The 23,390-nt window shown below is 64.5% G+C and carries 26 protein-coding genes and 2 pseudogenes; 15 read left to right on the top strand and 13 right to left on the bottom strand.

Annotated elements, in window-relative coordinates:
- Positions 1 to 53 precede the first annotated feature (53 nt).
- Together IVB50_RS01840 and IVB50_RS01835 are read right to left on the bottom strand one after the other, a co-directional pair.
- Entirely contained in the window at positions 54 to 842 is a 789-nt protein-coding gene (locus IVB50_RS01840) for a helix-turn-helix transcriptional regulator (protein ID WP_026232612.1), read from the bottom strand.
- Positions 843 to 970: 128 nt separating this feature from the next.
- Positions 971 to 1,312: pseudogene (locus IVB50_RS01835) on the bottom strand (DUF2200 domain-containing protein); the annotation flags it as partial.
- A gap of 397 nt (positions 1,313 to 1,709) precedes the next feature.
- Here IVB50_RS01835 and IVB50_RS01830 point away from each other — a divergent pair.
- Positions 1,710 to 2,213: a hypothetical protein gene (locus tag IVB50_RS01830; RefSeq protein ID WP_247294070.1), complete on the top strand. Its 504-nt coding sequence runs from the start codon at positions 1,710 to 1,712 to the stop codon at positions 2,211 to 2,213.
- Positions 2,214 to 2,241: 28 nt separating this feature from the next.
- Here IVB50_RS01830 and IVB50_RS01825 read toward each other — a convergent pair whose 3' ends face one another.
- Together IVB50_RS01825 and IVB50_RS01820 are read right to left on the bottom strand one after the other, a co-directional pair.
- The gene (locus IVB50_RS01825) at positions 2,242 to 3,447 is read right to left on the bottom strand and encodes an LLM class flavin-dependent oxidoreductase (protein WP_018453870.1); all 1,206 of its coding nucleotides are present in this window, start codon (positions 3,445 to 3,447) and stop codon (positions 2,242 to 2,244) included.
- Positions 3,448 to 3,545: 98 nt separating this feature from the next.
- Complete coding sequence (locus IVB50_RS01820; protein WP_018453869.1) at positions 3,546 to 4,436, bottom strand: acyltransferase family protein; 891 nt, start codon at positions 4,434 to 4,436, stop codon at positions 3,546 to 3,548.
- A 25-nt stretch (positions 4,437 to 4,461) separates the two neighbouring features.
- On the opposite strand from IVB50_RS01820, the pseudogene IVB50_RS01815 reads away from it, so the two are divergent.
- From IVB50_RS01815 to IVB50_RS01805, 3 genes and pseudogenes are all read left to right on the top strand, one after another.
- Positions 4,462 to 4,767, top strand: a pseudogene (locus IVB50_RS01815) (nitrate reductase cytochrome c-type subunit); the annotation flags it as partial.
- Positions 4,764 to 5,417, top strand: coding sequence for a NapC/NirT family cytochrome c (locus tag IVB50_RS01810; RefSeq protein WP_018453867.1), 654 nt, complete (start codon positions 4,764 to 4,766; stop codon positions 5,415 to 5,417). The pseudogene IVB50_RS01815 and the gene IVB50_RS01810, both read left to right, overlap by 4 nt.
- A gap of 89 nt (positions 5,418 to 5,506) precedes the next feature.
- Entirely contained in the window at positions 5,507 to 6,622 is a 1,116-nt protein-coding gene (locus IVB50_RS01805) for an ATP-dependent RecD-like DNA helicase (RefSeq protein ID WP_018453866.1), read from the top strand.
- A 94-nt stretch (positions 6,623 to 6,716) separates the two neighbouring features.
- Here IVB50_RS01805 and IVB50_RS01800 read toward each other — a convergent pair whose 3' ends face one another.
- Positions 6,717 to 8,414 (bottom strand): caspase family protein, encoded by a 1,698-nt coding sequence (locus IVB50_RS01800; RefSeq protein WP_085359416.1) that lies wholly within the window; start codon positions 8,412 to 8,414, stop codon positions 6,717 to 6,719.
- A gap of 245 nt (positions 8,415 to 8,659) precedes the next feature.
- On the opposite strand from IVB50_RS01800, the gene msrA reads away from it, so the two are divergent.
- From msrA to IVB50_RS01780, 4 genes are all read left to right on the top strand, one after another.
- Entirely contained in the window at positions 8,660 to 9,364 is a 705-nt protein-coding gene (msrA, locus tag IVB50_RS01795; RefSeq protein ID WP_018453864.1) for a peptide-methionine (S)-S-oxide reductase MsrA, read from the top strand.
- Between the two features lie 15 nt (positions 9,365 to 9,379).
- Positions 9,380 to 9,799 (top strand): peptide-methionine (R)-S-oxide reductase MsrB, encoded by a 420-nt coding sequence (msrB, locus tag IVB50_RS01790; RefSeq protein ID WP_018453863.1) that lies wholly within the window; start codon positions 9,380 to 9,382, stop codon positions 9,797 to 9,799.
- 108 nt (positions 9,800 to 9,907) lie between these two features.
- Positions 9,908 to 10,072, top strand: coding sequence for a DUF3309 family protein (locus tag IVB50_RS01785; protein ID WP_083926348.1), 165 nt, complete (start codon positions 9,908 to 9,910; stop codon positions 10,070 to 10,072).
- 211 nt (positions 10,073 to 10,283) lie between these two features.
- Complete coding sequence (locus tag IVB50_RS01780) at positions 10,284 to 10,577, top strand: hypothetical protein (protein WP_007596188.1); 294 nt, start codon at positions 10,284 to 10,286, stop codon at positions 10,575 to 10,577.
- A 79-nt stretch (positions 10,578 to 10,656) separates the two neighbouring features.
- Here IVB50_RS01780 and IVB50_RS01775 read toward each other — a convergent pair whose 3' ends face one another.
- The gene (locus tag IVB50_RS01775; protein ID WP_247294068.1) at positions 10,657 to 11,214 is read right to left on the bottom strand and encodes a DUF4112 domain-containing protein; all 558 of its coding nucleotides are present in this window, start codon (positions 11,212 to 11,214) and stop codon (positions 10,657 to 10,659) included.
- Positions 11,215 to 11,275: 61 nt separating this feature from the next.
- Entirely contained in the window at positions 11,276 to 11,701 is a 426-nt protein-coding gene (locus tag IVB50_RS01770) for a DUF5413 family protein (RefSeq protein ID WP_085349175.1), read from the bottom strand.
- Positions 11,702 to 11,833: 132 nt separating this feature from the next.
- Between IVB50_RS01770 and IVB50_RS01765 the strand changes: the two genes are divergently transcribed.
- The 3 genes from IVB50_RS01765 (at position 11,834) to IVB50_RS01755 (ending at position 12,880) form a co-directional block, all read left to right on the top strand.
- Positions 11,834 to 12,079, top strand: coding sequence for a cysteine rich repeat-containing protein (locus IVB50_RS01765; RefSeq protein ID WP_026232611.1), 246 nt, complete (start codon positions 11,834 to 11,836; stop codon positions 12,077 to 12,079).
- A 37-nt stretch (positions 12,080 to 12,116) separates the two neighbouring features.
- On the top strand, positions 12,117 to 12,344 hold the full coding sequence (locus tag IVB50_RS01760) for a hypothetical protein (protein WP_018453858.1): 228 nt from the start codon (positions 12,117 to 12,119) through the stop codon (positions 12,342 to 12,344).
- 260 nt (positions 12,345 to 12,604) lie between these two features.
- Complete coding sequence (locus IVB50_RS01755; RefSeq protein WP_051112961.1) at positions 12,605 to 12,880, top strand: hypothetical protein; 276 nt, start codon at positions 12,605 to 12,607, stop codon at positions 12,878 to 12,880.
- Positions 12,881 to 13,036: 156 nt separating this feature from the next.
- Here IVB50_RS01755 and IVB50_RS01750 read toward each other — a convergent pair whose 3' ends face one another.
- Both IVB50_RS01750 and IVB50_RS01745 read right to left on the bottom strand, forming a co-directional pair.
- A complete protein-coding gene (locus IVB50_RS01750) occupies positions 13,037 to 14,662 on the bottom strand; it encodes a hypothetical protein (protein ID WP_018453856.1) in 1,626 nt (541 codons plus the stop codon).
- Positions 14,663 to 14,699: 37 nt separating this feature from the next.
- Positions 14,700 to 15,992, bottom strand: a complete 1,293-nt coding sequence (locus IVB50_RS01745) for an adenylosuccinate synthase (protein WP_247294066.1) — start codon at positions 15,990 to 15,992, stop codon at positions 14,700 to 14,702.
- A gap of 366 nt (positions 15,993 to 16,358) precedes the next feature.
- Here IVB50_RS01745 and IVB50_RS01740 point away from each other — a divergent pair, with 366 nt between their 5' ends.
- Positions 16,359 to 17,291 carry a DMT family transporter gene (locus IVB50_RS01740; RefSeq protein WP_018453854.1) on the top strand — a complete coding sequence of 311 codons (933 nt, stop codon included), beginning with the start codon at positions 16,359 to 16,361 and terminating at the stop codon, positions 17,289 to 17,291.
- Positions 17,292 to 17,319: 28 nt separating this feature from the next.
- On the opposite strand, the gene IVB50_RS01735 is transcribed toward IVB50_RS01740, so the two are convergent.
- A complete protein-coding gene (locus IVB50_RS01735) occupies positions 17,320 to 17,724 on the bottom strand; it encodes a VOC family protein (protein ID WP_018453853.1) in 405 nt (134 codons plus the stop codon).
- A gap of 86 nt (positions 17,725 to 17,810) precedes the next feature.
- Positions 17,811 to 18,215 (bottom strand): hypothetical protein, encoded by a 405-nt coding sequence (locus IVB50_RS01730; protein WP_018453852.1) that lies wholly within the window; start codon positions 18,213 to 18,215, stop codon positions 17,811 to 17,813.
- A 73-nt stretch (positions 18,216 to 18,288) separates the two neighbouring features.
- Here IVB50_RS01730 and IVB50_RS01725 point away from each other — a divergent pair, with 73 nt between their 5' ends.
- Entirely contained in the window at positions 18,289 to 18,894 is a 606-nt protein-coding gene (locus tag IVB50_RS01725) for a TetR/AcrR family transcriptional regulator (protein ID WP_018453851.1), read from the top strand.
- Between the two features lie 17 nt (positions 18,895 to 18,911).
- On the opposite strand, the gene IVB50_RS01720 is transcribed toward IVB50_RS01725, so the two are convergent.
- Entirely contained in the window at positions 18,912 to 19,301 is a 390-nt protein-coding gene (locus IVB50_RS01720; RefSeq protein WP_018453850.1) for a hypothetical protein, read from the bottom strand.
- 105 nt (positions 19,302 to 19,406) lie between these two features.
- On the opposite strand from IVB50_RS01720, the gene IVB50_RS01715 reads away from it, so the two are divergent.
- Together IVB50_RS01715 and IVB50_RS01710 are read left to right on the top strand one after the other, a co-directional pair.
- Entirely contained in the window at positions 19,407 to 20,342 is a 936-nt protein-coding gene (locus IVB50_RS01715; protein WP_007614154.1) for a DMT family transporter, read from the top strand.
- A gap of 97 nt (positions 20,343 to 20,439) precedes the next feature.
- Entirely contained in the window at positions 20,440 to 21,417 is a 978-nt protein-coding gene (locus IVB50_RS01710) for a tripartite tricarboxylate transporter substrate binding protein (RefSeq protein ID WP_018453849.1), read from the top strand.
- A gap of 156 nt (positions 21,418 to 21,573) precedes the next feature.
- Here IVB50_RS01710 and IVB50_RS01705 read toward each other — a convergent pair whose 3' ends face one another.
- Entirely contained in the window at positions 21,574 to 23,259 is a 1,686-nt protein-coding gene (locus tag IVB50_RS01705; RefSeq protein WP_026232608.1) for a methyl-accepting chemotaxis protein, read from the bottom strand.
- Positions 23,260 to 23,390 lie beyond the last annotated feature (131 nt).

Genomic DNA, 23,390 nt, shown 5'->3' with positions numbered 1-23,390 from the left:
CCGAGGTTAGCGGCTTCAGGAGGCGCCGTCTGTCCCCAGCGATTGGGACAGCTTCAGTTCAGGCCGCGCGGGCCGGCGAGCAGGCGCAGCACGATCGCAAACAGCTCGCTTTGTGACGAGATGCCGAGCCGCTCATAGGCGCGCTTGCGATAGGTTAGCGTCGAATGCAGGCTGATGCCGAGCGTCTGCGAGATCGCCTCGGAGCTGAAGCCGGAGAGGATGCGCCGGCAAACGTCCTGCTCGCGCGGGGTGAGGCTGGCGAGCGGCGCGCGCGTCGCGAAGAGCGCGGCGAGAGACTGCTCGGTCGTCGCAGCCGAGCCGTGCTGGAAATGGCGTGCCACGCTCGCACTGATGGCCGGTGCGATGGCCTGAAGCCGCGCACGCTGGGGGGCGCTGAAGCGGCCCTGGACAGCGATGCGATAGAAATTGACGTAGAAGCAGGTGTCGTCGACCCAGATCGCGGTCGCGCATTTGTCGACGATGCCGGAATCCACAAAGAACATTTTTCGGTAGCGGGCGCCGTACATGCGCGGCGCGAAGGCGGGCAGCACGAGCGTGGCGCGGCCCTCGCCTTCGAACAGCGCATCGCGGTTGGGATCGGATTGGTGGAACTGGCCGGCATAGGCAGCGCCGAGATCGCCGCCGATCGGGATGTTGCCGGCATCGAGCAGGCAGTGTGCGGCGCCCGCGCGGCTCAGCGCGAACACCATGCAATGCCCGACCCCGGCCTGCCGACGCAACGTCTCGATCAGGACATCAGGGAAATCCGGGCGACCGATGGCAAGCACGGCGGGCGTGACATCCCCAGCTGCCGGATTTGCGGGCGTCCCGCGAGGGCGCATCGTTTTCTCCCCATCGCCTTTTGACGAAATTTATCAGCAATGGCCGCGCAGCGGAAGGCGGGTGTCGCCCGATATCTCCTGCCACGTCGCCGAGCCGGCGGACGAAGGGGCTCAGGAAGCACTTTTGGCAGAATCCTGTCCATTGCTTTTCCCTTGGCCAGCTCATCGATCAGCTTGTCCAGGTAGCGGATCTCTCGCATCGTGGGTTCTTTGACGTCCTCGACCCGGACGCCGCAAACCACGCCTGTGATCAGGGTTCGCGAAGGATTGATCTTTGGGGCCTTCGCAAAGAAGGTTTCGAAGTCCGTCCCCTGCTCCAGTTGAGCTTCCAATTCCGTCTGACCATAGCCCGTCAGCCAGGAGATGACCTGATCGACCTCTGCTTTGGTACGTCCTTTCTTCTCCGCCTTCGCAACGTAAAGCGGGTAAACGCTTGCGAAGCTGGTGGTATAGATCCTGTGTTTCGCCATAACCACTCCATGGATCTCGCTGCGGCCGAAGGCCTTATACGATATCATCGATGGAGTTGCCTGTAGAGGTTCTGACTGAGAAGCCCCGCGAAGCAATATACGGCGGCAAATGCGCTCCATCAAAGCGCCAGTGATATCGGTCACTGAGCGTTCAAGGCAGTTGCGGCACTCTGCATCGTGCCAGCGCAACCACGTTCCGGGCGGCCGCTGAGGTGACTGTCTCGACAGTGTTTTGCCGGCACCCCCTGCTAGGTTAGCAGAATTCGCACCCAGCAGGGTATGCTCGGATGTGAAGCTTACTCCAAGGCAAAGGCGCAGCTATGTTCAAGGTCGAACCCACGCTTGAAAATCTCGCATCGCATATCCAGCGGCAGGACCGGTCACTGAAGGCTATGAGTTGGAGCGTTTTGGGGCTACGATCCTGGCGGCTGCGGCGATCATTTCATCGCAATGGCATGCGACCGCTAATGCCGATACAGTCAAGGCCAAGACCCTGTCTGTGGAAACAATTGCCTTACGAAATGGCACCGGCAAAATCGTCGCCTTGATCTCATCCACTTCCGACGGAACGCCGCACATCTCGCTCTTGGATAGCCGCGAGAAGGTGCGTCTCAGCATCGGGCTTCGCCAGGATGGCGTACCTTCGGTGTCGCTCCTCGATACGGAGCAGGGTCAGCGGGCAGTGCTGTCCCTGAACGATCATCAGGATGCGTCCTTGACGATGTACAATGCTGCAAAACTTCCCCGTGCGACGCTCGCTGTGGACTCCGTCAGCTCGGGTCACATGGTTCTCTTCGGGACCGGCGGTGGTCTAAACTTCTCCGCTTTGGATGGCCGCGTGCAGTGGACTCCGGCGGGCGGAGCCGTTCAGAACATCCAGACGAAAACCCAATCCAAATAAACTCAGCCGGCCGCAGCGGCGAAAGACCCTACCCCGCCGCCGCCTTCGCCGGCGGAACGTTGATCGCGAGCTTGCCATAGCGGTCGGTGAACGCCTGCGTGTCGATCTCCTCGAGCTTGATCTCGCCGCTCATGACGCCCTGCTTCCAGGCCGCCTGCGCGGGATCGTTCTGGAATTCCGGCATCACCTCGCGGCCGAACAGCTCCAGCGATTCGCAGATGTGCTCGTGGCTGTTCTTGCCCGCCTGGTTCAGCAGGATGACCTGGTCGATATGCGAGCCCTGGAAGCGCTTTAGCTTCCTGCGGATCGTCTCGGGCGAGCCGATCAGTCCGCCGCGCAGCGCAGCCTCCTGCGCCTCGGGATTGTCGCGTTTCCACTTGTTGTACTCGTCCCACATGTTGACGGTATAGGGCGCCGGACGCTGGCGATTCTGCGACGCGCCGTAGAAGCGTAGCGCGAACTGGAAGAAGGTGGCGCCGTCGGCGCGCGCACGCGCCTCCTCGTCCGTCTTTGCGCACATGAAGAACGACACCAGCGCCATGTTCGGGTTGATCTCGTAGTCGGCGAGCTTGGCGAGACGCTTGGTCATGGCGTTGTAATAGGCGTGCACCCAGGCGTGCGCGGCGTCTGCGCTGACGAACTGGAAGCCGAGCGCACCAAAGCCCTGGCGGCCGGCGCGCTCGATGGTCGGCAGCTGCGAGCAGGCCATCCACAATGGCGGATGCGGCTTCTGCACCGGTTTTGGCACGACGTTGCGCAACGGGATGTCGAAATATTTGCCGTGGTGCTCGCTTCCTGCGTCCTTGAACATCGGGAAGATCGCGGCGACGGCCTCCTCGAACACCTCTTTCTTGGTCTCCATGTCGCGGCCGAACGGCGTGAGCTCGGTGATGGAGGCGCTCTCGCCCATGCCGAATTCGCAGCGGCCGTTGGAGAGCAGATCGAGCACCGCGACGCGCTCGGCGACACGTGCGGGGTGGTTGGTCGTGAGCTGGAGGATGCCGTGGCCGAGCCGGATGTTCTTGGTGCGCTGGCTCGCGGCTGCGAGAAACGATTCCGGCGAGGGCGAATGCGAGTATTCTTCGAGGAAGTGATGCTCGACAACCCAGGCGTGGTCGTAGCCGAGGCTGTCTGCGAGTTCCATCTGCGACAGCGCGTTCTGATAGAGGCTGAGCTCGTCGCCGGCCACCCACGGCCGTGGCAGTTGCAGCTCATAGAAGATGCCGAACTTCATGACGCCGTCTCTCCCAGGTTTTGTTGCAAGTTTTCTTGCAAATTTTCTTGCCGCTTATGTTTTTGTTGCGGGCATCTTAATGGGCGGGGCGGCGCTGTCTACGCAGTCGCAATTCCGCCTTGCGGGAGAAGGTGCTTTTCGGCGCGGCGGCCATTCAGGACCACGCCGATGAAGGTGAAGCGCACCAGCAGATGATAGCTCGCCAGCATCGGAGGAAGCGCGACGACGAGAAGAACACCGAACTTGATCAGACCGGGCCAGTCGAGCTGCGACAGCGCGACCTGCAGCGCCATCACGATCGGCAGGTGGATCAGATAGACCCAGTAGGATGCATCGGCGAGATAGCGCCAGGTCGGGCTGAAGCCGGACATGAAGCGGAGCGCGAGGCCGATGACCGCAAAGGTCGAAATCCATATCGCCGGCGCATACAGGATCACGGAGACAAGCCGGAGCGTGGCGAAGCCGAAAGGCAGTTTCAGTGCCCCCGGCGCGGACGTCATCGCCCCAACCAGCACGAAACTGATCAGGATCAGAGTGATTGCGAGCAGAAGATGCGGGAGCCAGCGCCGCTCAATCAGTCGCAGCAGATCGATCTGCCGATGCAGCAGCCAGCCGATCGCGAAGGCGGTGCCGAAGCCAATCCAGGCCTGCGCGTTGGTGACGAGCGATTGATCCGGCGTCCTCACGCCCGTCACGTTGATCCAGCGTTGGTCGAGGCAGAAGGCGGCGCCGATCGGGATTGCCAGAACAAGGGGGGCCAGCGGACTTTTCATGATCCCGGCGAAGACGCGGTCAATCACCGCTCGCCACCTGCCTGACGCATCTAGCCAGACAAATGCGCCGCGCAGCAGCAGCACGACGACATAAAGCTCCAGCAGCACATAGATGAACCAGAGATGGGTCAGGGGGAAATTCGGCAGCACCGGTGGCCAGCTGCGGGACCAGCCGCCGTTCGGGAAATGAGACGCCCAGATCGCGATGAAGTACATGGGCGTGAACAGGATCGGCCAACCCGTGCGCAACTATCCGGAGCAGCCGCCGGTGATCCCGCACACGATCGACGGCTATCAGATCGACCTCAACGGCAACAAGTGCCTGTCCTGCCATGCGCGGGCGCGCATCGCGGAATCGCAGGCGCCGATGGTCTCGATCACCCACTTCATGGACCGCGACGGCCAGTTTCTGGCTTCGATCTCGCCGCGCCGCTTCTTCTGCACGGAATGCCACGTGCCGCAGAACACCGCCAATCCGCCCGTCAGCAACGACTTCACCGACATCGACACGCTGCTGTCGCGCGCAAGCCCCGGTGGCCGCCGATGACGACGACCGCTGATGAACCCGGCGAGGGACTGAAGGCCAGACGCGGCTTCGTCGCGCGAAGCTGGGACTTCGCGCGCGAGCTCTGGCAGGTGCTGATCCGTCCGAGCTCGGTGTTCGGGCTCGGCGTGCTGGTGCTGGCGGGCTTCATGGCCGGCGTGATCTTCTGGGGCGGCTTCAACACCGCGCTGGAATTGACCAACACCGAAAAATTTTGCACCGGCTGCCACGAGATGAAGGACAACGTCTTCGCCGAGCTGAAGTCGACCATCCATTTCGCCAACCGCTCCGGCGTGCGCGCGACCTGTCCGGATTGCCACGTGCCGCACAACTGGACCGACAAGATCGCCCGCAAGATGCAGGCCTCCAAGGAGGTCTGGGGCAAGATCTTCGGCACGATCGACACCCGCGAGAAATTCCAGGATCACCGGCTCGAACTGGCGGCGCATGAATGGGCGCGCTTCAAGTCCAACGATTCGCTGGAATGCCGGAACTGCCACAGCGCCGATTCCATGGACATCACCAAGCAGTCGCCGCGCGCCTCGGTCGCGCACCAGCGCTTCCTGTTCACCAAGGAAAAGACCTGCATCGACTGCCACAAGGGCATCGCCCACCATCTGCCCGACATGCGCGGCGTTCCCGGCTGGCAATAGGGCGCCCCGCCCGGCTTGAACCAGCGGTGCGAATGGTTAGTTTTGGGGCTGGCGAATCGCTCCGTTTTCGCCCCCTCCTCAAGACAGACATGGCCACATTCACCCCGCATCAGGATGCCGCGCTCAAGGCCGTTGGCGACTGGCTCAAGGCCAAACCCGGCCGCAACGGCACGCCGCCGGTGTTCCGCCTGTTCGGCTATGCCGGCACCGGCAAGACCACGCTGGCGCGGCACATCGCCGACGGCGTCGACGGCGAGGTGAAGTTCGCCGCCTTCACCGGCAAGGCGGCGCTGGTCATGCGCAACAAGGGGTGCGACGAAGCCTCCACCATCCATTCGCTGATCTACCGCACCCGCGAATCCGGTGAGGAGCAGCCCAGCTTCGAGCTGTGGGACGACGCCCCGGCCTCCAAGGCCAAGCTGATCGTGATCGACGAATGCTCGATGGTCGATGCCGAACTGGGCCGCGACCTGATGTCGTTCGACTGCCCGCTGCTGGTGCTGGGCGATCCCGCGCAGCTGCCGCCGATCCAGGGCGGCGGCTTCTTCACCAATACCGAGCCCGACGCGATGCTGACCGAGGTGCACCGCCAGGCCCAGGACGATCCGATCGTGCGGATGTCGATGGACGTCCGCGAGGGCCGCGAGCTCGACATCGGCCGCTACGGCGAGAGCGAGGTGGTGTCGCGCAAGGAGCTCGACCCTGATCGCGTCATGGCCGCCGACCAGGTGCTGGTCGGCCGCAACAACACGCGACGCGCGTACAACATGCGGGTGCGCCAGCGCCAGAACATCGAGGACATCTTCCCCGTCGCCGGCGACAAGCTGGTCTGCCTGCGCAACAACCGCAAGAAGGGCCTGTTCAACGGCGGGCTGTGGCGCGTGAAGTCGCGCAACACCTCGCGCTCGAAATCCCGCATTCTCAGCATGAGACTGTCGCCGGACGAGGATCTCGGCCACAAGGTGACCAAGGTCTCGGTGCGCGCCGATTGCTTCGAGGGCGGCGTCGAGGCGATCGCCTGGGAGCAGCGCAAGCCCTATGACGAGTTCGACTACGGCTACGTGCTGACCGTGCACAAGTCGCAGGGCTCGCAATGGGACGACGTCGTGCTGTTCGACGAGAGCTTTGCGTTTCAGGAGAGCCGGGCGAGGTGGCTGTACACGGGCATCACGCGGGCGGCGAAGCGGCTGAGCATCGTGGTTTGAAACTGCGGTAGTCCGGATGGAGCGCAGCGTAATCCGGGGTTAGCTCCGCGATCGTGATTCCCGGATTTCGCTGCGCTCCACCCGGGCTACGAAGTCACTTCCCCGCGACGAAATAAAAATCCTCGCGCCCCGGCGGCGAGCCGTAGGAAAACGGCTGCTGCTCGTGCTTGGTCACAAGCCAGACATCGTCGCGAACGATGTCGAACAGTTTTCGGATCTCGACGCGCGGCATCTTGATCTCGCGAGCGAGCGCGGTGGCGAACGGGCTGTCGGCGCCGCCGTCGCCATCCATCGCGGTCTCGCCGTGCTTGGCGGCGTAGACCACCATGAAGCCGGCGCCCGGCTCGATGTTGGAAAAGCCCTTGTCCACGAGCTTGAGCGACAGCGTGCGCTGCATGGTCGGCGCGAACGGATTGTCGCGACAGGCATCCAGCATCACCAGACGCACTTTTCGCGCAGCGCCCACCGCCGCGATCACCTGCTCCAGCGCGACCGCCTGGGTCTCGGCGTCCCTGTCGGCGGCGAGCTTGGCGTCGACGGGAACGAGATAATTCACGCCGCCGATCTCGAACCCGTGGCCGGCATAATAGACCACCGCCCAATCCGCCTTCTCCGCCTCGGCGGCAAACGTCTGCAACGCTTCGAAGAACTTGTCGCGGGTGAGGTCGCTGACGGATATCACGGTCTGGAAGCCGACATCGCGCAGCGCGGCTGCGATCATTTTCGAGTCGCGTGGCGGATTGGGCAAGGCGTGGACGTTCTTGTAGGCGCCGTTCCCGATCACCAGCGCCACACGGCGCCCCGTGGATCCGGCCGGTGCCTGCGGGGTCAGCGCGGCCAATCGCTCCTGCGCGATCGCGCGGGCGCGCGCGACGTCGAGCTCGTCGAACTTCGTCAGCGAATAGGCCGCCGCACGATAGTCGGCACGGGCCTGGGCGAGATCCTTCTTGCGCTCGTAGATCTGGCCGCGACCTGAATGTGCCCGGACGTTGTTCGGGTTGATCTGGATGGCCGTGTTGTAGTCCTTCAGCGCGGCGTCGAAATCGCCCTTCAACATGTTGACGTCGGCGCGATTGTTGATCGCGTACGTGTTCTTCGGCTGCTTCTCGATTAGGCCGTTGCAGTCGGCGAAGGCCTGGTCGAACTTGCCCATCATGCCGTAGGTGATGCAGCGGTTGCCGGTGATCTGCTGCGCGGCCGGTTCGATCTTCTCGGCCTCCGCGAAATCGGCAATCGCGCCGTCAAAATCCTGCATCAGCGTGCGCACGCGGGCGCGGTTGGTGTAGCCGAGCAGGAACCTGGGCGCGTATTTGATCGACAGGTTGAAATCGTCGAGCGCGCTTTGCAGCGCACCCCGGCGCAACTGGATGACGCCGCGGTTGTTGTAGGGGACACCGTAGGTCGGGCGCTTCTGGAGCGCGAGGTCGTAGTCCGCCATCGCATGATCGTCCTGGCCCGTCCGCTCATAGGCGAGGCCGCGCAAATTGAGCGTGACGACGTTGTCGGGATCGAGGTCGACGGCCATGGACAAGGTCTCGATGGCGTGGCCGTAGTCGCGCTTGTTGAGCAGTGTGTTACCGCGCACGGAGAGCGCGATGGCCTTGTCCTTGCCGGTGAGCCGGTCGGCGTTGAGCAGCTTGTCGCAGGCCTGCGCCCTCGCCTGTGCATCCGCCTGGCGGTCGCGGCAAATGGCGAGGTCGTCGCCGGGTTGCGGTTCGGCCGCCGCGAGCGAGCTCCAGCCGGCCAGGATGGCGAGCACGACGACGAGGGTCAGGGATGCCACGCGCAGCATGTTGTCAGGTCAGCTCCAGCCACGATTCTCTTAAGTCGATCACCGATCGCGCCGGTTCATCTAGCGCGGAGTTCCGGTCGTCGCCAAGCCGGGCCGCTGGAGGCGGCGCGTTTCACGGACTCGTGTCCCTCCGGCCGTAACAATCGCCCGGTCCGCCCGTATCTCGAATGTCCGAAAATGCCGGGCAGGCTGTTCGCCCGGCCCCAACCGCCCTAGACTGTCAGACCTTCCGAAAGAGGATCGCCATGCGCCGACCTGCCGTCCTGTCCCTGCTCGCCGCAACCACCGCACTGACGCTGGCCTTTGCCGCGCCGACCCGGGCCGCAGAGGATGCGGTCGTGATCCCCGCTCCTGCCGTTGATGTGGCCCCCGCAAGCGGGATCCAGACCGCCGTGATCGCCGGCGGCTGCTTCTGGGGCGTGCAGGGCGTGTTCCAGCACACCGCGGGCGTCGTCAACGCGGTCTCCGGCTACGCCGGCGGCACCAAGGCGACGGCCGACTACCAGACCGTCTCGAGCGGCCGGACCGGCCACGCGGAATCCGTCGAGATCAAATACGACCCCAAGAAGATCTCCTACGGCAAGATCCTGCAGATCTACTTCTCGGTGGCGCACGACCCGACCCAGCTCAACCGGCAGGGCCCCGACACCGGTCCGCAATATCGCTCGGCGATCTTCACCACGTCCGACGAACAGAAGAAGGTGGCCGAGGCCTATATCGCCCAGCTCAACGGCGCCAAGGTCTTCAGCAAGCCGATCGCGACCAAGGTCGGCGCGCTGGAGGCATTCTATCCGGCGGAGGCCTATCACCAGGATTATCTGACCCTGCACCCGAACCAGCCCTATATCGCCTACAACGACCTTCCGAAGGTCGAGAACCTGAAAAAGCTGTTCGCGGATAACTATATCGAGAAGCCGACGCTGGTGAGCGCCAGCAAGGCCACCAACTGAAAAAACGGGAGACCCATGCCCGACACCAAGACGAAAACCACGGACGACAAGGTCATCAAGAGCGAAGAGCAATGGCGCAGCGAGTTGTCGCCGATGCAATTCGCGGTGCTGCGCGAGAAGGCGACCGAGCGTCCCTTCTCCGGCGAATATGAGCACGACCACCGCGCCGGCACCTACACCTGCGCCGGGTGCGGCAACGTGCTGTTCGAGTCCGACGCGAAGTTCGATTCCGGCTGCGGCTGGCCGAGCTTCACCCAACCCGCCGTCGAGGGCCATATCGAAGAGGAGCGGGACGTCAGCCACGGCATGATCCGTACCGAGGTGCTGTGCGCCAAGTGCAGCGGTCATCTCGGCCATGTCTTCCCCGACGGCCCGGGACCGACGGGCTTGCGTTACTGCATCAATTCCGCCGCGCTGAAGCTCGAACCCAAATAAACCTTGCGCGGCGCCGAGTTCCGTCATGGAACCCGGCGCCGCGATGTGCTTTTCTTCCCTGGTGGTGCGGCTGGCCATGGCGTGGCGGCGGCCGCCAGGGAGGATGCCATGACGCTTGGGACCATCCTGATCATCCTGGTGATCATTTATCTCGTCGGCGGCCTGTCGGGCCGCTTCGGCGGCTACGGCTACGGAATGGGTCATTCCGGCATGGGGATCGGCGGCCTCGTCCTGGTGGTGCTGCTCGTGCTGCTGCTCCTTGGCAAGCTGTAGACCATTCAAGTCGCTGATATTCCTGCAATTTCCCGGGCTGCGGAGCTGCCATGCGCAGATTCATCATCTCGCATCGCGGGGGTCGCAATTTTGTCAAAACGGGCTATATTAGAGGACGAAAATGACATGTGCGGCGCCCACTCAATCGTGGCCTCTGCCCGTCCCAACCCCACGCGCTTAAAGCCCCAGAGAGATCACGAGGTCTTTGACCATGCGTCCACTGCGTCCGTTCAACTTCAACACTTCCGCCGAACTCTTCCCCGCTGCGATCCGCAAGAAGAAGCGTGCAGGCTTCACCTATCGCCGGTTCGGCACCGCGGCCGAAGCCGTCCAGTTCGCGATGGAGCAGTTGCCGACGGATTCGCTGAACGGCGCCTATCTCCAAGTCGAAGAAGCGCGCTTCGACCAGAACGGCATCCGGTCGCTCTATGAGAGCGAAGCCTTCCCGCTGCCCCGCCACCGCAAGCCGGTGGAAGCCAGCACCGACGCTGCCGACGCGGCGTAAGTTTTCGTCACGCGCTCCGATGTGCGCTGAAAGCGCGATGGCCCGAAAGGCCGTCGCGCTTTTTGCGTTTTGGGGCGTGTCAGATGCGAGGCTGCTTGTCGAGCCAGCGGCGGAGCAGGCGCACGTTGCGCATGTTGGCACGGAACATGACGTCGAATGCGTCGCCCGCGAACGGGACGATACCGACGACGCCGTCGAGGGCGACATTTCCGAGCATGCGCGCGGTGATGTACCAGGGCGCCCCGAGCGCCCTCGCCTCTTGCACCAGCCAGAGCGAGATCGCGGTGGTGATGATGTCGCCGACGACGGGGATCAACCCGATCAACCCATCGATGCCATAGCCGATGTTGGTTCCGGGCAGCACGAAGGCGACGTCGAGCAGCTTTGCGATCGCCTCGATCCGCGCGATCCGCTGCTCGCGCGTTAGATTGCCAAACGGGTTGCCGGCGAAGGGACTGTCCTTCCCGAACTCGAAGCGAAATTCGCGAAAGCCCTGCCCCAGCGTTTCGGGCCGGATCTCGTGACCGTCCTGATCGATGATCGGCCCACGCCCGTCGGTGCCCGAAGAGGCCGCACCCGAGCGGCTTCCCGAACGGGATCGACGCGGAGCAAGAATATCGTCATCGGACATGGTCATGGCCTGTAGGGAACGCGCCAGCGCGGCGGAGGTTGCTGCGGCGTGATCGAAGGTCGCGCCCTCAAGTCTGTGCCGCCGCCGGCTGCGGCTCCGCGACATATTTATGCACGAGCCAGGATGAAATCACCGCCGGCACGAACCCGACGAGGCCGTACAGGATGAACTGCACCGCGCCCGAGTCCGGCCCGCGCGAGCTGTAGGTCAGCGAGGCCAGGATGAAGGCGAACACGCCGACCAGCAGCATCCGCAGCACCGGGCCGATCCGGCGGACGTGGACCAGGATATCGTCGACCGCACCGATCATCAGCGAGGGCAGGAAGCCGAACAGATAACTGTATTGCAAGGATTTGAAGAACACCGCGAACAGCTTGCCGACCTCAGCGAGACTGGTCTGGGTCCAATAGCCGGACTGATAGGTCGTCGTCAGCAGCAGCAGGAACCCGCCCACGAACGGGCCGACCAGCGCAAACACGAGATAGCGTTTCATCAGGCACCCTCATCCTTCACCTTACTATAGCAGCGCCGCGGGAACCTTGAATAGCGGGGGTGCGGGCTCTGCGCTGGGAACAAGCGGCATAGCGACGGACTTGAAATTCACCTCTCAGATTTGGAGCCGCCGATGTCCCGCAAACTGTTCTTCCTGGCGACGATCGCACTGACGGCCGTGAGCGGCCTGTCGAACGCGCCCGCTCTCGCACAAGGCCATATGGGTTCGCCGCAGGAGCAGCAGGCCTGTTCGCGGGACGCCTCGCGCTTCTGCCGCAAGGACCTCGGCAATGACGGTGCGGTGCAGGCCTGCCTGCAAGCCAACCGGACCAAACTGTCGCGGTCTTGCAGCAAGGTCTTTCAGAGCCACGGCATGTGAGGACCGGAACCATCCCCGGCGAACGGAGAGTGAAGCCATGTTGCGCGACGAACAGCTCTCGATCCTCAGGGACATCAGCCAATCCATCGCCTTTGCCGACGACCGGCACGGCAAGATAGGCGAGCTGATCGCCGACGGTTATGTGATGAAGGACGGAGATCTGTTCGAGCTCACGGCAAAGGGCGTTACGGCGGTCGAAGAGCATGCAGCGCTTGGCGCAAGCGATGTGGAACAAGCGAGCGTATCCTCCGATCGGTTGATCTGATCGCACACGAGTCGCGTTGTGCGTGACGTGCGCGCAACAATTGCGAATTCCTTTTTGCCTGCCATTGCGGTCGCGCAACAATGGCGCATACTTGGCTCGGGCGGCGCAGCACTTTTCGATTCGAACATCACCAGAGATCGAGCAACCACATGCGGGATTGAGGTCCCGGCGTGATGGCTGAGACATGCGGCAGGTCAAGCCGCGTGCGGCGCCCCAAAACCAAGTGGCTCAAGCCCACGGAACTCGGGGACGCATTCTACATGACACGCAATCAGACGATCGCAACTCTCTTCGCCCTCGCCACCACCGCCATCGCAATCCCGACATCGCCAAGCTTCGCGTTCTCGTCCGAAGCGCAGCAGATGTGCTCGGGCGATGCGATGCGGCTGTGCTCCAGTGAGATCCCCGACATCCCCAGGATCAGGGCCTGCATGGTGCAGAAGAAGGCTCAGGTCAGCCCGGGCTGTCGCGCCGTGATGGACCGCGAGCACGCCGCCGCGACAGGATCGCGCAAGCGGGAAGCAGCCGCGCAATAGAGAGAGCGTATCTGCGGCCATCCTGAGGGCCCGCCCAAGGGGCGGGCCCTCAGGATGAGGTCTCGTTTCGCGGCGAGATATCAAACCCTCATGGTGAGGAGCCCGCCAAGGCTGGCGTCTCGAACCATGCAGGCCGAGGTCTCACGGAGTAGAGATCTAGTCGCCCCACTGCGCGAAGGCGTCGTTGAAGGCGCGCTCGCCGGGAGCGCCCTTCTCGATGGCGATGATGGCGCGGCGCTGGTTGGCGTAGACCAAGGGCACGTCGAACCAGGAGCGCTCCTTCAGCAGCTGGACGTTGCGGCTGCGGTCGGCATCGACGTTGGAGAGGCCGACCAGGAAGAAGCCGTCGGTGACCTTGACCGCGAGGCCTGCGAGCGGCGTGCCGCGTGCCTGCTCGTTCGACTTCATCAGGATGCCCGGCACGTTGGAAACGCCGCCGCCCGGAAAGTCCGGCGGCAGGACGAAGGTCAGCTCCGCGGTGTGGCTCGCCGGCAGCGAGGAGTCGGTGTTGCGGCGGAACGACATCGTCATCTTGAACTTGCGGTCGGGAATCTCGATGTCGGCGCGCACGGCGACGTCGGCCTTCTGGTTGCCCGACGCCTTGATCGGCTCGAGCCGCCACACCACCGAGCCGACATATTGCTTGCCCTTCGGATCGGATGGATCCTCGTCGTAGAGCACGACTTTCTGCGCCACCGGCGCGACCGGCTGGTCGCTGGCCGAGGGCTGGCCGACGCGATCCGGAATCTTGGGCTTGCTCTGCGGCTGAGACGAATCCTTGGGCGCCTCCACCACCTGCGTCGGCGAAGACTTCAACAGGTTGGTCGCGGTCTGGACCAGCTGCTTGCCCCACAGGATGCCGGCACCGACCAGGATCAGCACGATGCCGACGGCGATCGCGCTCTTGAACGGAAAGGCGCGGCCGGTGCGGGCGCGCTTCTTCTTGGGTTCGCGGTCGAGAACGGGGATGTGCGGACGTTGCGACGGCGGCTGCGACGGCGGCGCGTAGCGCTCAGCTTCCTCGATCGATTCGTCGTAGGAATACGGCGCGTCGGCTCCGGCGCCGCGATTCTCCAGGCTCGGCTCGAGCCGGTCGAATTCCGGCGAGGGCGAGGGCACGTTGGCGTAGGTGCGGCGCGCCGCGCGGTTGGCCTGCGCGGCGGCGCCGCCGAGCTCGTTGGCGTCCGCCGTGATGTCGCGGAAGCCGCGCACGCCCGGTGCGGGCGGCAGCGGCGGTGGCGGTCCCATGTCCGGCGGACGGCGCCCACCAGCGCGATCACGTCCGACCGGCGGAGGCTCCGGCATCGACGACGGGGCCGGCGGACCCGGCTGCCGCGGCGCGTCGAAACGCGGGGCCCGCGGCGCACGCGGGGCGTCGCCCTGGTCATCGACATTGAAGGAGGGCCGGTCAGCCCGCGGCGGCGGCGGAGCCGGACGGGTGCGCGGCGGGGCAGCCGTTTGCGGCGCGGGCGAGTTGCCCTCGGTGGCGCGGGTGCTGGCGCGGCGGAAGGCGTCGCCGCTGCCGCTGCTGCGGGCGCCGCCAGCGGGGCGCGAGGCCTCGCGGGCACGCTGGGCCGCCTCTGATTCGACCTTGCGGACGGCCTCTTCCAGCGAGAGGCGCTCGCGGGTGATCTCGGATTCCGAGAGCGGCGGCTGCACGCTGCGGAGCTGCGCGATCAGCGCCGTGCGCGCCCGCTCATAGAGCGCGCGACGGCTCTCGCCGGGAGCGTTGGGGTCCAGGGCGGCAATAGCGCGGGCGATCAGCGGGTAGTAATCAGCCATTTCTACTCAATTATACGCGCGTCCCGGTAAGAGATCGTTAAGCCTCAAACGGATTTTGTACCAGGATAGTATCCTCGCGTTCGGGGCTGGTGGAAAGCAGCGCCACCGGGCACCCCACCAATTCCTCGATCCGGCGGACATATTTGATCGCCTGGGCCGGCAGCTGGGCCCAGGACCGCGCATTGGCGGTCGGCTCCTTCCAGCCCTCGATGGTCTCGTAGATCGGCTCGACCCGGGCCTGGGCGCCTTCGCCCGCCGGGAAATGATCGATCTCCTTGCCGTCCAGCCTGTAGCCGGTGCAGACCTCGATCGAATCGAAGCCGTCGAGGATGTCGAGCTTGGTCAGCGCCAGACCGTTGATGCCGCAGGTCCGGACCGCCTGGCGAACCAGAACCGCATCGAACCAGCCGCAACGGCGGGGCCGCCCGGTATTGGTGCCGAACTCGCGGCCGCGCTCGCCGATCTTGCGGCCGGTCTCGTTGTCCTGCTCGGTCGGGAATGGGCCCTGGCCGACGCGGGTCGTATAGGCCTTGCAGAGGCCGAGCACATAGCCGACCGCGGCGGGGCCGAGGCCCGAGCCGGTCGCCGCCTGCGCCGCCACCGTGTTGGACGAGGTGACGTAAGGGTAGGTGCCGTGATCGACGTCGAGCAGGGCGCCTTGCGCGCCTTCGAACAACATGCGCTTGCCCTCGCGCCGCTTGATGTCGAGCAGCCGCCACACCGTCTCGGCATAGGGCAGGAGCTGCGGCGCGAGCGCGGTCAATTCCTTCATGATCTCCTTGCCGTCGAACTCCGGCAGGCCGAGGCCGCGGCGCAATGCGTTGTGATGCGCCAGCAGCCGGTCGATCTTGTGCGGCAGGGTGTCGAGATCGGCGAGGTCCATCAGGCGGATGGCGCGGCGGCCGACCTTATCCTCGTAGGCCGGGCCAATGCCACGGCGGGTGGTGCCGATCGCGGTCGCCGCATTGGCGGATTCGCGATGCGCGTCGAGTTCGCGGTGCAGCGGCAGGATCAGGGTGACGTTCTCGGCGACCCGCAGATTGTCCGGGCCGACCGCGACGCCCTGCGACCGCAGCTTGGTGACCTCGTCGAGGAAGGCGGCGGGATCGAACACGACGCCGTTGCCGATCACCGACAGCTTCTGCTCGCGCAGCACGCCCGAGGGCAGCAGCGCCAGCTTGTAGGTCTTGCCGTTGATCACCAGCGTGTGGCCGGCGTTATGGCCGCCCTGGAAACGGACGACGATGTCCGCCTGCTCCGACAACCAGTCGACGATCTTGCCCTTTCCTTCGTCGCCCCACTGGGCGCCGACGACGACAACATTGGCCATTCGCGGGTAATCCCTATGCAATCTGTCAGATGCGCCCAGCCCAATCACGGCCGGGGCCGCTCGAACGCGAGGCAGCCAACCGGATAAAGGATGCAGCCTCTCTAGGCAAGCAAGAACGGGACTTTTTCGAGGCCGCGAGCGCACTCCAAGCCTTTGATATCCCCTGAAAATCCAGAAACCTTCGCGGCGGGTGCAATGCTTCGACCAAAGCGTGAGAGGCTGCTTCCGCCGCTGCATGGTCGCGATGCATCCGGCCCCCGTTGATGCAACCTCGATTTCCGTGTCTTTGAACGGGGCCGGGTTTGAACCGGCCCGGGTGCCACCGGGCTGGAGGCTTGGCGCATGACGCGGGGCCACAACAATCCAATGTCCGCCACCGACGAGACCACCGGCGCCGCCACGTCCGGCCACAACTGGATCGCCAACCAGCCCTATCTGCTGCTCAGCATCACCGCGCTGTGCTGGGCGGGCAATGCCATCGTCGGCCGGCTCGCCGCCGGTCACATCCCGCCGGTGACGCTGTCGTTCCTGCGCTGGTTCTTCGCCTTCCTGCTGGTGCTGCCGTTCGCCTGGAAACACCTTGCGCAGGACTGGCCCGCGATCCGCGGCAAGCTCGGCCTGATGGTCACGCTCTCGATCACCGGCATCGGCGCCTTCAACACGCTGCAATATTGGGCGCTGGAGCATACGCAGGCGCTCAACACTCTCCTCTTGCAATCCGCCGCGCCGCTGGTCGTGGCGCTGTGGTCGCTCGCCATCCTCGGCGTCCGCCTCACCGTAGCGCAGGCCTTCGGCGTGCTGCTGTCGATGTGCGGCGTGCTGATCATCCTGCTGCATGGCGACTTCACCACGCTGTCGAACATCGACTTCAACAAGGGCGACCTCATCTTTGTCGTCGCGCTGATCATCTTCGCGCTCTATTCGGTGCTGACCTTGAAGCGGCCGCCGATGCACGGCCTGTCGTTCCTCGCCTTCACGTTCGGCTGCGGTGCTGCCTGTCTCATTCCGCTGGAGATCTGGGAGTTGTCCGCGCGTCCCGGGATGAAGCTCGACGGGCCGAACCTCCTGACCCTCTTCTATGTCGCGGTATTCCCCTCGACGCTCGCCTATCTCTGCTTCAATCGCGGTGTCCGCCTGATCGGCGCCAACCGCGCCGCGCCGTTCTTCCATGTCGTGCCGGTGTTCGGCTCGATCATGGCAATGGCGTTTCTGGGCGAGCACCCGCAGGCGTTCCACTTCATCGGCTTCGCGCTGGTGCTGGCCGGCGTGTTCGTGGCGTCACGGAAGCAGGCGAGCTAGGCTTGGGGCCCGGTTCGATCGGCTGCGATCAAGCGTTTGTCGACGGGTTCATCCACACCATCTCCCAAACATAGCCATCGGGGTCTTCAATGTGTCGGTTGTACATGAAGCCGAGATCCTGCGCCGGATTGGGATCGGCGCGACCGCCCGCAGCCACCGCGCGCGCCAGCGTTGCATCGACGGCATCGCGGTCGTCGACCGTGAGAGCGAACATAGCCTGGCTGTGGCGCCGCGCGTCGCCGATCTCGCGGCTGGTGAATTCACGATACCGGTCGTGGGTCAGCAGCATCACGCCGATCGCGTCCGTGAACATGAGCGACGTCGAATTTGCTCCGGAGAATTGAGGATTCACCGCGCCACCCAGGGCTACGTAGAACGCTGTCGATGCGGCGAGATCGCGTACCGGCAGGTTGACCAGAATCATCTTGGACATTGCTTTTCCTTCGAAAGCGGCTGGAAGCCGCGCTATGGTCTGACATTGGGAACAGAGAGCTCTCAACACTCCTCCCTGGACTGCATTCAAATGTAGCGCGCGGCGCCCATGCAGAGCGCGGCCATGCCCAGCAGGCCGGCCGCCGCACGTTGGGCGGCGGCGATACGTGCACGGAGGTCCTCCGGCTTGCCGGTGCCGCGACGCAAGGCCGCGAGCGCACGAGGACCGATGACAGCCTGAATAGCGGCCGCGATCAGTGCACAGACAGCACCGACGGCGAGCACCTGCTCGGTCGTGCCGAAGCTGTGGGAATGAACGAGATGGCCGAGATAGCCGCCGGTTAGGATGGCAATCGTCGCCGCGCCGAGTTGTGGAAAGACCAGCTGCTCACCGGCAACTCCGCCGATGCGGGCCAGCGCAAAGCTTGATCCCGCCCAGAACACGGACGACAACACATGAAGTGACAAGGCGATCACGAGGGCAGTTTGCATGGCAAGCTCCGAACCGGCTTCTAAATTAGATATACTACATGTATAGTCAATACGTCAACAGAATGGCAAGGCGATGCCGAAGCGCAATTATGTGAGCTCCGCGCGGGCTTCCGCGGCGGCGGCGACGCGCGAGCGCATCATCGCGGCCGGCGCGCGACTCCTACGCGAGGACGCGAGCATTGCGAACTTCTCCCTCGACGTGGTCGCCAAGGCGGCCGGCGTCACGCGATTGACCGTCTACAACCAGTTCGGATCGCGGCGGGGATTGCTGGAGGCCGTGTTCGACGACATCGCGCACCAGGGCGGACTGTTCGAACTGGCCGAGGTGATGACGATGGCGGATCCGCGCGCCGCGCTCGACCGCGTCATCGAAATCTTCTGTACGTTCTGGGGGCGCGATCCCGCCATCGGCGGGCTCAACCAGGCCATCGCGACCGATCCGGAATTCGGCGAGGCGCTGATCGAGCGTAACGAGCGACGGCGCGAATTGCTGACCGCGCTGCTGTCGCGGATCGTGGGCAAGCACGCGGCAAAGCGCGCCATGCGGGACACGGTTGATTTGATCTTCGTGCTGACGAGTTATCCGACGTTTGCAGCGCTGAGCCGGCAGCGGTCGACGGAGGAGGTCTGTCGCTTGCTGCAGACGGCGTGCCACGCGGCTGTGGACGGGCTGAAGTAAGCCGGCAGCAGGCGGCGCTACTTCATCTTGAACTTGCTGTACGCTTCGCTGGTCGCAATGATGACGTGCTCGGCGCAGGCGTTGACGCGGTGCGGATCAGCCTCCGTCTCGTAGGCCTTCGAGGTCATCATGTCGATGAAAGCCGTGACGGTGGGATAATAGACCAGCGCCGCGAAATCCCAGTCGTTGCCCTGCTGCGGGCCGAGCGCGACGGCCCTGGCCTCGCCGGTCCAGAGCAGCGTGCCGCCGCGTGCCTTGATCATCGGCACTGTGACCGCACTGTAGCGCAGATAGGCGTCCCAGCCGGAACCGTCGCCGTCGCCGGAGTGCGCGTGGAAGCGCATCAGGTTCAACATCACCACCGGTGCATGCCGATCGAGCCGATCAAGGCCATCGATGTTCAACATATTAACCGCCAATGCCGCCTCCTCTGGTCATGCCTGCATTGTAGCATTGCGGTCGCATGACTTGTGTCACGACGCAAATCCGGCGCAAGCTCGTATGCAACGCCAATGACGATCGCTTCGCCCGCGCCACCGGCCTCCAATCCGGCCAGTTGGCTCAACAACCAGCCTTATCTGCTGCTCAGCCTGAGCTCGCTGTTCTGGGCCGGCAACATCGTGCTCGCGCGCCACGTCGGCGCGCATGTGCCGCCGCTGACGGTGACCACGATCCGCTGGTTCGGCGTGTTCCTGATCCTCCTGCCCTTCGCCTGGCCGCATCTGAAGCGCGACTGGCCGAATCTGCGCAAGAGCCTGCCGCTGATGCTGTTCCTGTCGCTGGTGGGCTTTGCCTTCAACAACGCGATCTCGTACTGGGCGATGCAGTACACGGAAGCGCTGAACGCGCTGCTGATCCAGTCGGCCGGACCGTTGTTCGTGGCGCTGTGGTCGCTGGTGCTGTTCGGCGTGCGGCTGACCGGTGCGCAGCTCGCCGGCATCGGGATCTCGCTTCTCGGCGTGCTGATCATCATCCTGCGCGGCGATCTCGCCGCGCTCGCGAGCATCAGCTTCAACAGGGGCGACATCATGTTCGCCTCCTCGCTGGTGGCGTTCGGGATCTACTCTGCCTTCATCCCGCGGCGGCCCAAGATCCACCAGCTCTCCTTTCTCTCCTTCACCACCTGCTGCGGCGCGACGATGCTGCTGCCGACCGCGATCTGGGAGGCCTGGAGTGGTCGCGTCCTGCAACTCGACGGGGTGACGCTAGCGACGCTGGGCTACATCCTGATCTTTCCCTCGACGCTGGCCTATCTCTTCTTCAACCGGGGCGTGGCGCTGATCGGCCCGAACCGCGCCGCGCCGTTCTTCCATCTGGTGCCGGTGTTCGGCTCGGCGATGGCGATCCTGCTGCTCGGCGAAAAGATTCAGCCCTTCCACCTGATCGGCTACCTGCTGGTGCTCGCCGGCGTCGTGATCGCCTCGCGCCAGGGTTCTGCGGTGAAGTAATTCCGCGACGCGAGACGAGGCGACAAACTCGCGCCTTCCGCTTTCGACGAGGAGACGCTAGGTTCCCCGCCAACCAAAAAAGAGGGAACGACCAGACATGCTTTCAGCGTTGATCCGAAACCTGCGTGCCATCGGCACGGGCGCCCTTTGTCTCGCCGCCGCGTCCGCTGCGCAGGCCGACAATTATCCGAGCCGCAACATCACGCTGGTGCTGCCGTTCGCCGCCGGCAGCGGCACCGACACCACGACGCGGCTGATCTCGCAGCATTTGTCGCAGGCCCTCGGCGTCGGCATCGTCATCGAGAACAAGGCGGGCGCCAACGGCATGATCGCCGCCACCTATGTCGCGCGCGCCGCGCCCGACGGCTACACGCTGCTGGTGACCACCAACACCACGCATTCGGCCAATCCCTATCTGCTCAAAAGCCTGACCTACGATCCGGTCAAGGACTTCACCCCGATCGCGCGCACCGGCGACCTGCCCTTCATGCTGGTGATCCACCCGGAGGTGCCGGCCAAGACCGTCGGCGAGCTCATCGCCTACGGCAAGGCCAATCCGGGCAAGCTGAGCTACGCCTCGGGCTCGTCCTCGGCGATCGTGTCGGGGGCGACCTTTGCACACAATGCCGGGCTCGACCTCCTGCACGTGCCCTACAAGAGCTCGCCGCCGGCGCTCAACGACGTCATGGGCGGCCGCGTCTCGATGATGTTCGTGGACATCCTGACCGGCCTGCCGCATGTCCAGGGCAACGCGCTACGCGCGCTCGCCGTCACGACGAAGGACCGCTCGTCGCTGGTGCCGAACCTGCCCTCGATGCAGGAGGCCGGCGTGCCGGACTTCGACATCTCGTCGTGGCAGGGCTATTTTGGCCCCGCCGGCATGCCCAAGGAGATCGTGACGCGACTCAACGCCGAGATCCGGAAGATCGTCGAGAAGCCGGAGATCAAGGCCCAGCTCGCCACCCTCGGCATGGACGCGTTTTCGGGCACGCCCGAGCAGCTCGGCACGTTCGTGAACGAACAGCTGGTGTTGTGGGAGAAGCTGATCCGCGAGGCAGGGATCGAGAAGCAGTAGGGGCTCGCGAAAGCCGCGCGCTCGGCATTCTCCGTCATGGCCGGGCTTGTCCCGGCCATCCACGTCGATCAAAGCGTCCGGTGTCCAAGAACGTGGATGCCCGGGACAAGCCCGGGCATGACGATAGAGGAGATGGCGTCGCTTTGGTGTGGCGACCTACGCCGCGCGCACCTTGGCGAGGAAGCCGTCGACTGCGCTGCGCAGCGCGCCGGACTGGCTGTCGAGCTCGCGAGCGTTGGTGAGCACGTCGCTTGCCGCCGTGCCGGTCGCTTCCGCGGCCGAGGTGACGCTGCCGATATTGGCGTTGATCTCGTTCGATCCGGCCGCGACCGACTGAATGTTGCGGGCGATCTCGCGGGTCGCCTCGCCTTGCTGCTCGATCGACGCGGAAATGCCCGCGGTGATCTCGCTCATCTCGGCGATGGTCTGAGTGATGCCGCCGATGGCGGCGACCGCATCGCTGGTCGATGTCTGCATCGCCGCGACCTGGGCGGAGATTTCCTCGGTGGCCTTGGCGGTCTGGTTGGCCAGCGCCTTGACTTCGGAAGCGACGACGGCGAAGCCGCGGCCGGATTCACCGGCACGCGCCGCTTCGATGGTGGCGTTGAGGGCGAGCAGATTGGTCTGTGCCGCGATCGAGTGGATCAGCTTGACCACCTCGCCGATCTTCTCGGCGCCGGTGGAGAGTTCCTGCACCGTGGCATTGGTGCGCTCGGCGTCGTTGACAGCGCGGCTCGCCACTTCGGTCGAGCGGGTGACCTGGCGCGAGATCTCCGCAACCGAGCTCGACAGCTCTTCGGCAGCCGCGGCAACCGTGCCGACATTGCCCGACGCTCTCTGCGAGGCCGCGCCGACCGTCGCCGCACGCGACGAGGCGTCGCCGGCGGTCGCGGTCATCGATTGCGCAGTGGCTTGCATGCCCGTCGCAGCCGAGGAGACCGAGCGGACGATACCATTGACGCTGCGTTCGAAGTCGCTGGCGATGCCCTCCATCACGCTGCGACGTTCCGCCGCTGCGCGATCCTTGGCATCGGCTTCGCTCTTCTCGATGTCGCGGATGCGGACAGCGTTGTCCTTGAAGATCTGGACGGTCGACGCCATTGCGCCGACCTCGTCACCACGGCCGACGCCCGGAATGTCGCCGTCGAGCTTGCCCTCGGCGAGATCCTTCATGCGGGCTCCGAGCAGGGCGAGCGGGCGGCTGATGCTGCGACCGATCAGCCAGGCAACGCTGCCGGCGACGATGACGATACCGAGCATGGCCAAGCCGAGCAGCCAGTAGACCGGACCCATCTTGGCGTCGATATCATCGAGATAGGCGCCGGTGCCGAGATACATGTCGAAGCCGGGGACCGCGACCGCGTAGCCGAGCTTGCGGATCGGCTTCTCCTGGCCGGGCTTCACATATTCATAATACAGCAGGATCGAACCATTGGCCTTGACCCCGTCCATCAACTCGGCAGACAGCTTGCGGCCGTTGGTCACGACATCCATGCGGTTGCTGCCGATCTGCTTCGGATCGGGCGCGAGCTGGGTGATGCCGTCATAGGACGTGCCGAACAAATAGCCCGCACCGTTGTCATACGTCATTGCATTGCCGTAGCGACGAATCTCGGCCATCGCCGCATCCTTCGTCAGCTCGCCGGCGTCGACCCGCTTCTTGAGGGCAGCGGCGTAGTTGCGCCCCATCTCCACGATCGCCTTGGCCTGATCGATGCGCGCGTTCACCATCTCCTGCTTCATCAGGTATCCGGCGAGGATCCCGGAAATGCACAGTCCGAACAAGGTGACGCCGACGAGGATGCCGAGCTTGGGGGCGATCTTCATATTGCTTAATTTCACGGGATGCTCCGGCAACACAGGGATAAGGACGCGCGAGTGAATCGATCGAAATCAAATTAACCTTTAGGGGGTGACCCCTTAGCAAGCTGTTACGGGGCGCCCCGTAGAAGCCCGGAGAAGACGTCAAACCA

It is taken from the genome of Bradyrhizobium sp. 87 (assembly GCF_023073015.1).
Taxonomy (GTDB): domain Bacteria; phylum Pseudomonadota; class Alphaproteobacteria; order Rhizobiales; family Xanthobacteraceae; genus Bradyrhizobium; species Bradyrhizobium canariense_D.
This window is presented reverse-complemented; position numbering and strand designations above follow the sequence as displayed.

Bases quoted from the DNA above. Each gene is read 5' to 3' on its own strand.
- IVB50_RS01840 (WP_026232612.1), bottom strand. From the start codon at position 842: ATGCGCCCTCGCGGGACGCCCGCAAATCCGGCAGCTGGGGATGTCACG.
- IVB50_RS01825 (WP_018453870.1), bottom strand. From the start codon at position 3,447: ATGAAGTTCGGCATCTTCTATGAGCTGCAACTGCCACGGCCGTGGGTG.
- IVB50_RS01820 (WP_018453869.1), bottom strand. From the start codon at position 4,436: ATGTACTTCATCGCGATCTGGGCGTCTCATTTCCCGAACGGCGGCTGG.
- IVB50_RS01810 (WP_018453867.1), top strand. From the start codon at position 4,764: ATGACGACGACCGCTGATGAACCCGGCGAGGGACTGAAGGCCAGACGC.
- IVB50_RS01805 (WP_018453866.1), top strand. From the start codon at position 5,507: ATGGCCACATTCACCCCGCATCAGGATGCCGCGCTCAAGGCCGTTGGC.
- IVB50_RS01800 (WP_085359416.1), bottom strand. From the start codon at position 8,414: ATGCTGCGCGTGGCATCCCTGACCCTCGTCGTCGTGCTCGCCATCCTG.
- msrA (WP_018453864.1), top strand. From the start codon at position 8,660: ATGCGCCGACCTGCCGTCCTGTCCCTGCTCGCCGCAACCACCGCACTG.
- msrB (WP_018453863.1), top strand. From the start codon at position 9,380: ATGCCCGACACCAAGACGAAAACCACGGACGACAAGGTCATCAAGAGC.
- IVB50_RS01785 (WP_083926348.1), top strand. From the start codon at position 9,908: ATGACGCTTGGGACCATCCTGATCATCCTGGTGATCATTTATCTCGTC.
- IVB50_RS01780 (WP_007596188.1), top strand. From the start codon at position 10,284: ATGCGTCCACTGCGTCCGTTCAACTTCAACACTTCCGCCGAACTCTTC.
- IVB50_RS01775 (WP_247294068.1), bottom strand. From the start codon at position 11,214: ATGACCATGTCCGATGACGATATTCTTGCTCCGCGTCGATCCCGTTCG.
- IVB50_RS01770 (WP_085349175.1), bottom strand. From the start codon at position 11,701: ATGAAACGCTATCTCGTGTTTGCGCTGGTCGGCCCGTTCGTGGGCGGG.
- IVB50_RS01765 (WP_026232611.1), top strand. From the start codon at position 11,834: ATGTCCCGCAAACTGTTCTTCCTGGCGACGATCGCACTGACGGCCGTG.
- IVB50_RS01760 (WP_018453858.1), top strand. From the start codon at position 12,117: ATGTTGCGCGACGAACAGCTCTCGATCCTCAGGGACATCAGCCAATCC.
- IVB50_RS01755 (WP_051112961.1), top strand. From the start codon at position 12,605: ATGACACGCAATCAGACGATCGCAACTCTCTTCGCCCTCGCCACCACC.
- IVB50_RS01750 (WP_018453856.1), bottom strand. From the start codon at position 14,662: ATGGCTGATTACTACCCGCTGATCGCCCGCGCTATTGCCGCCCTGGAC.
- IVB50_RS01745 (WP_247294066.1), bottom strand. From the start codon at position 15,992: ATGGCCAATGTTGTCGTCGTCGGCGCCCAGTGGGGCGACGAAGGAAAG.
- IVB50_RS01740 (WP_018453854.1), top strand. From the start codon at position 16,359: ATGTCCGCCACCGACGAGACCACCGGCGCCGCCACGTCCGGCCACAAC.
- IVB50_RS01735 (WP_018453853.1), bottom strand. From the start codon at position 17,724: ATGTCCAAGATGATTCTGGTCAACCTGCCGGTACGCGATCTCGCCGCA.
- IVB50_RS01730 (WP_018453852.1), bottom strand. From the start codon at position 18,215: ATGCAAACTGCCCTCGTGATCGCCTTGTCACTTCATGTGTTGTCGTCC.
- IVB50_RS01725 (WP_018453851.1), top strand. From the start codon at position 18,289: ATGCCGAAGCGCAATTATGTGAGCTCCGCGCGGGCTTCCGCGGCGGCG.
- IVB50_RS01720 (WP_018453850.1), bottom strand. From the start codon at position 19,301: ATGTTGAACATCGATGGCCTTGATCGGCTCGATCGGCATGCACCGGTG.
- IVB50_RS01715 (WP_007614154.1), top strand. From the start codon at position 19,407: ATGACGATCGCTTCGCCCGCGCCACCGGCCTCCAATCCGGCCAGTTGG.
- IVB50_RS01710 (WP_018453849.1), top strand. From the start codon at position 20,440: ATGCTTTCAGCGTTGATCCGAAACCTGCGTGCCATCGGCACGGGCGCC.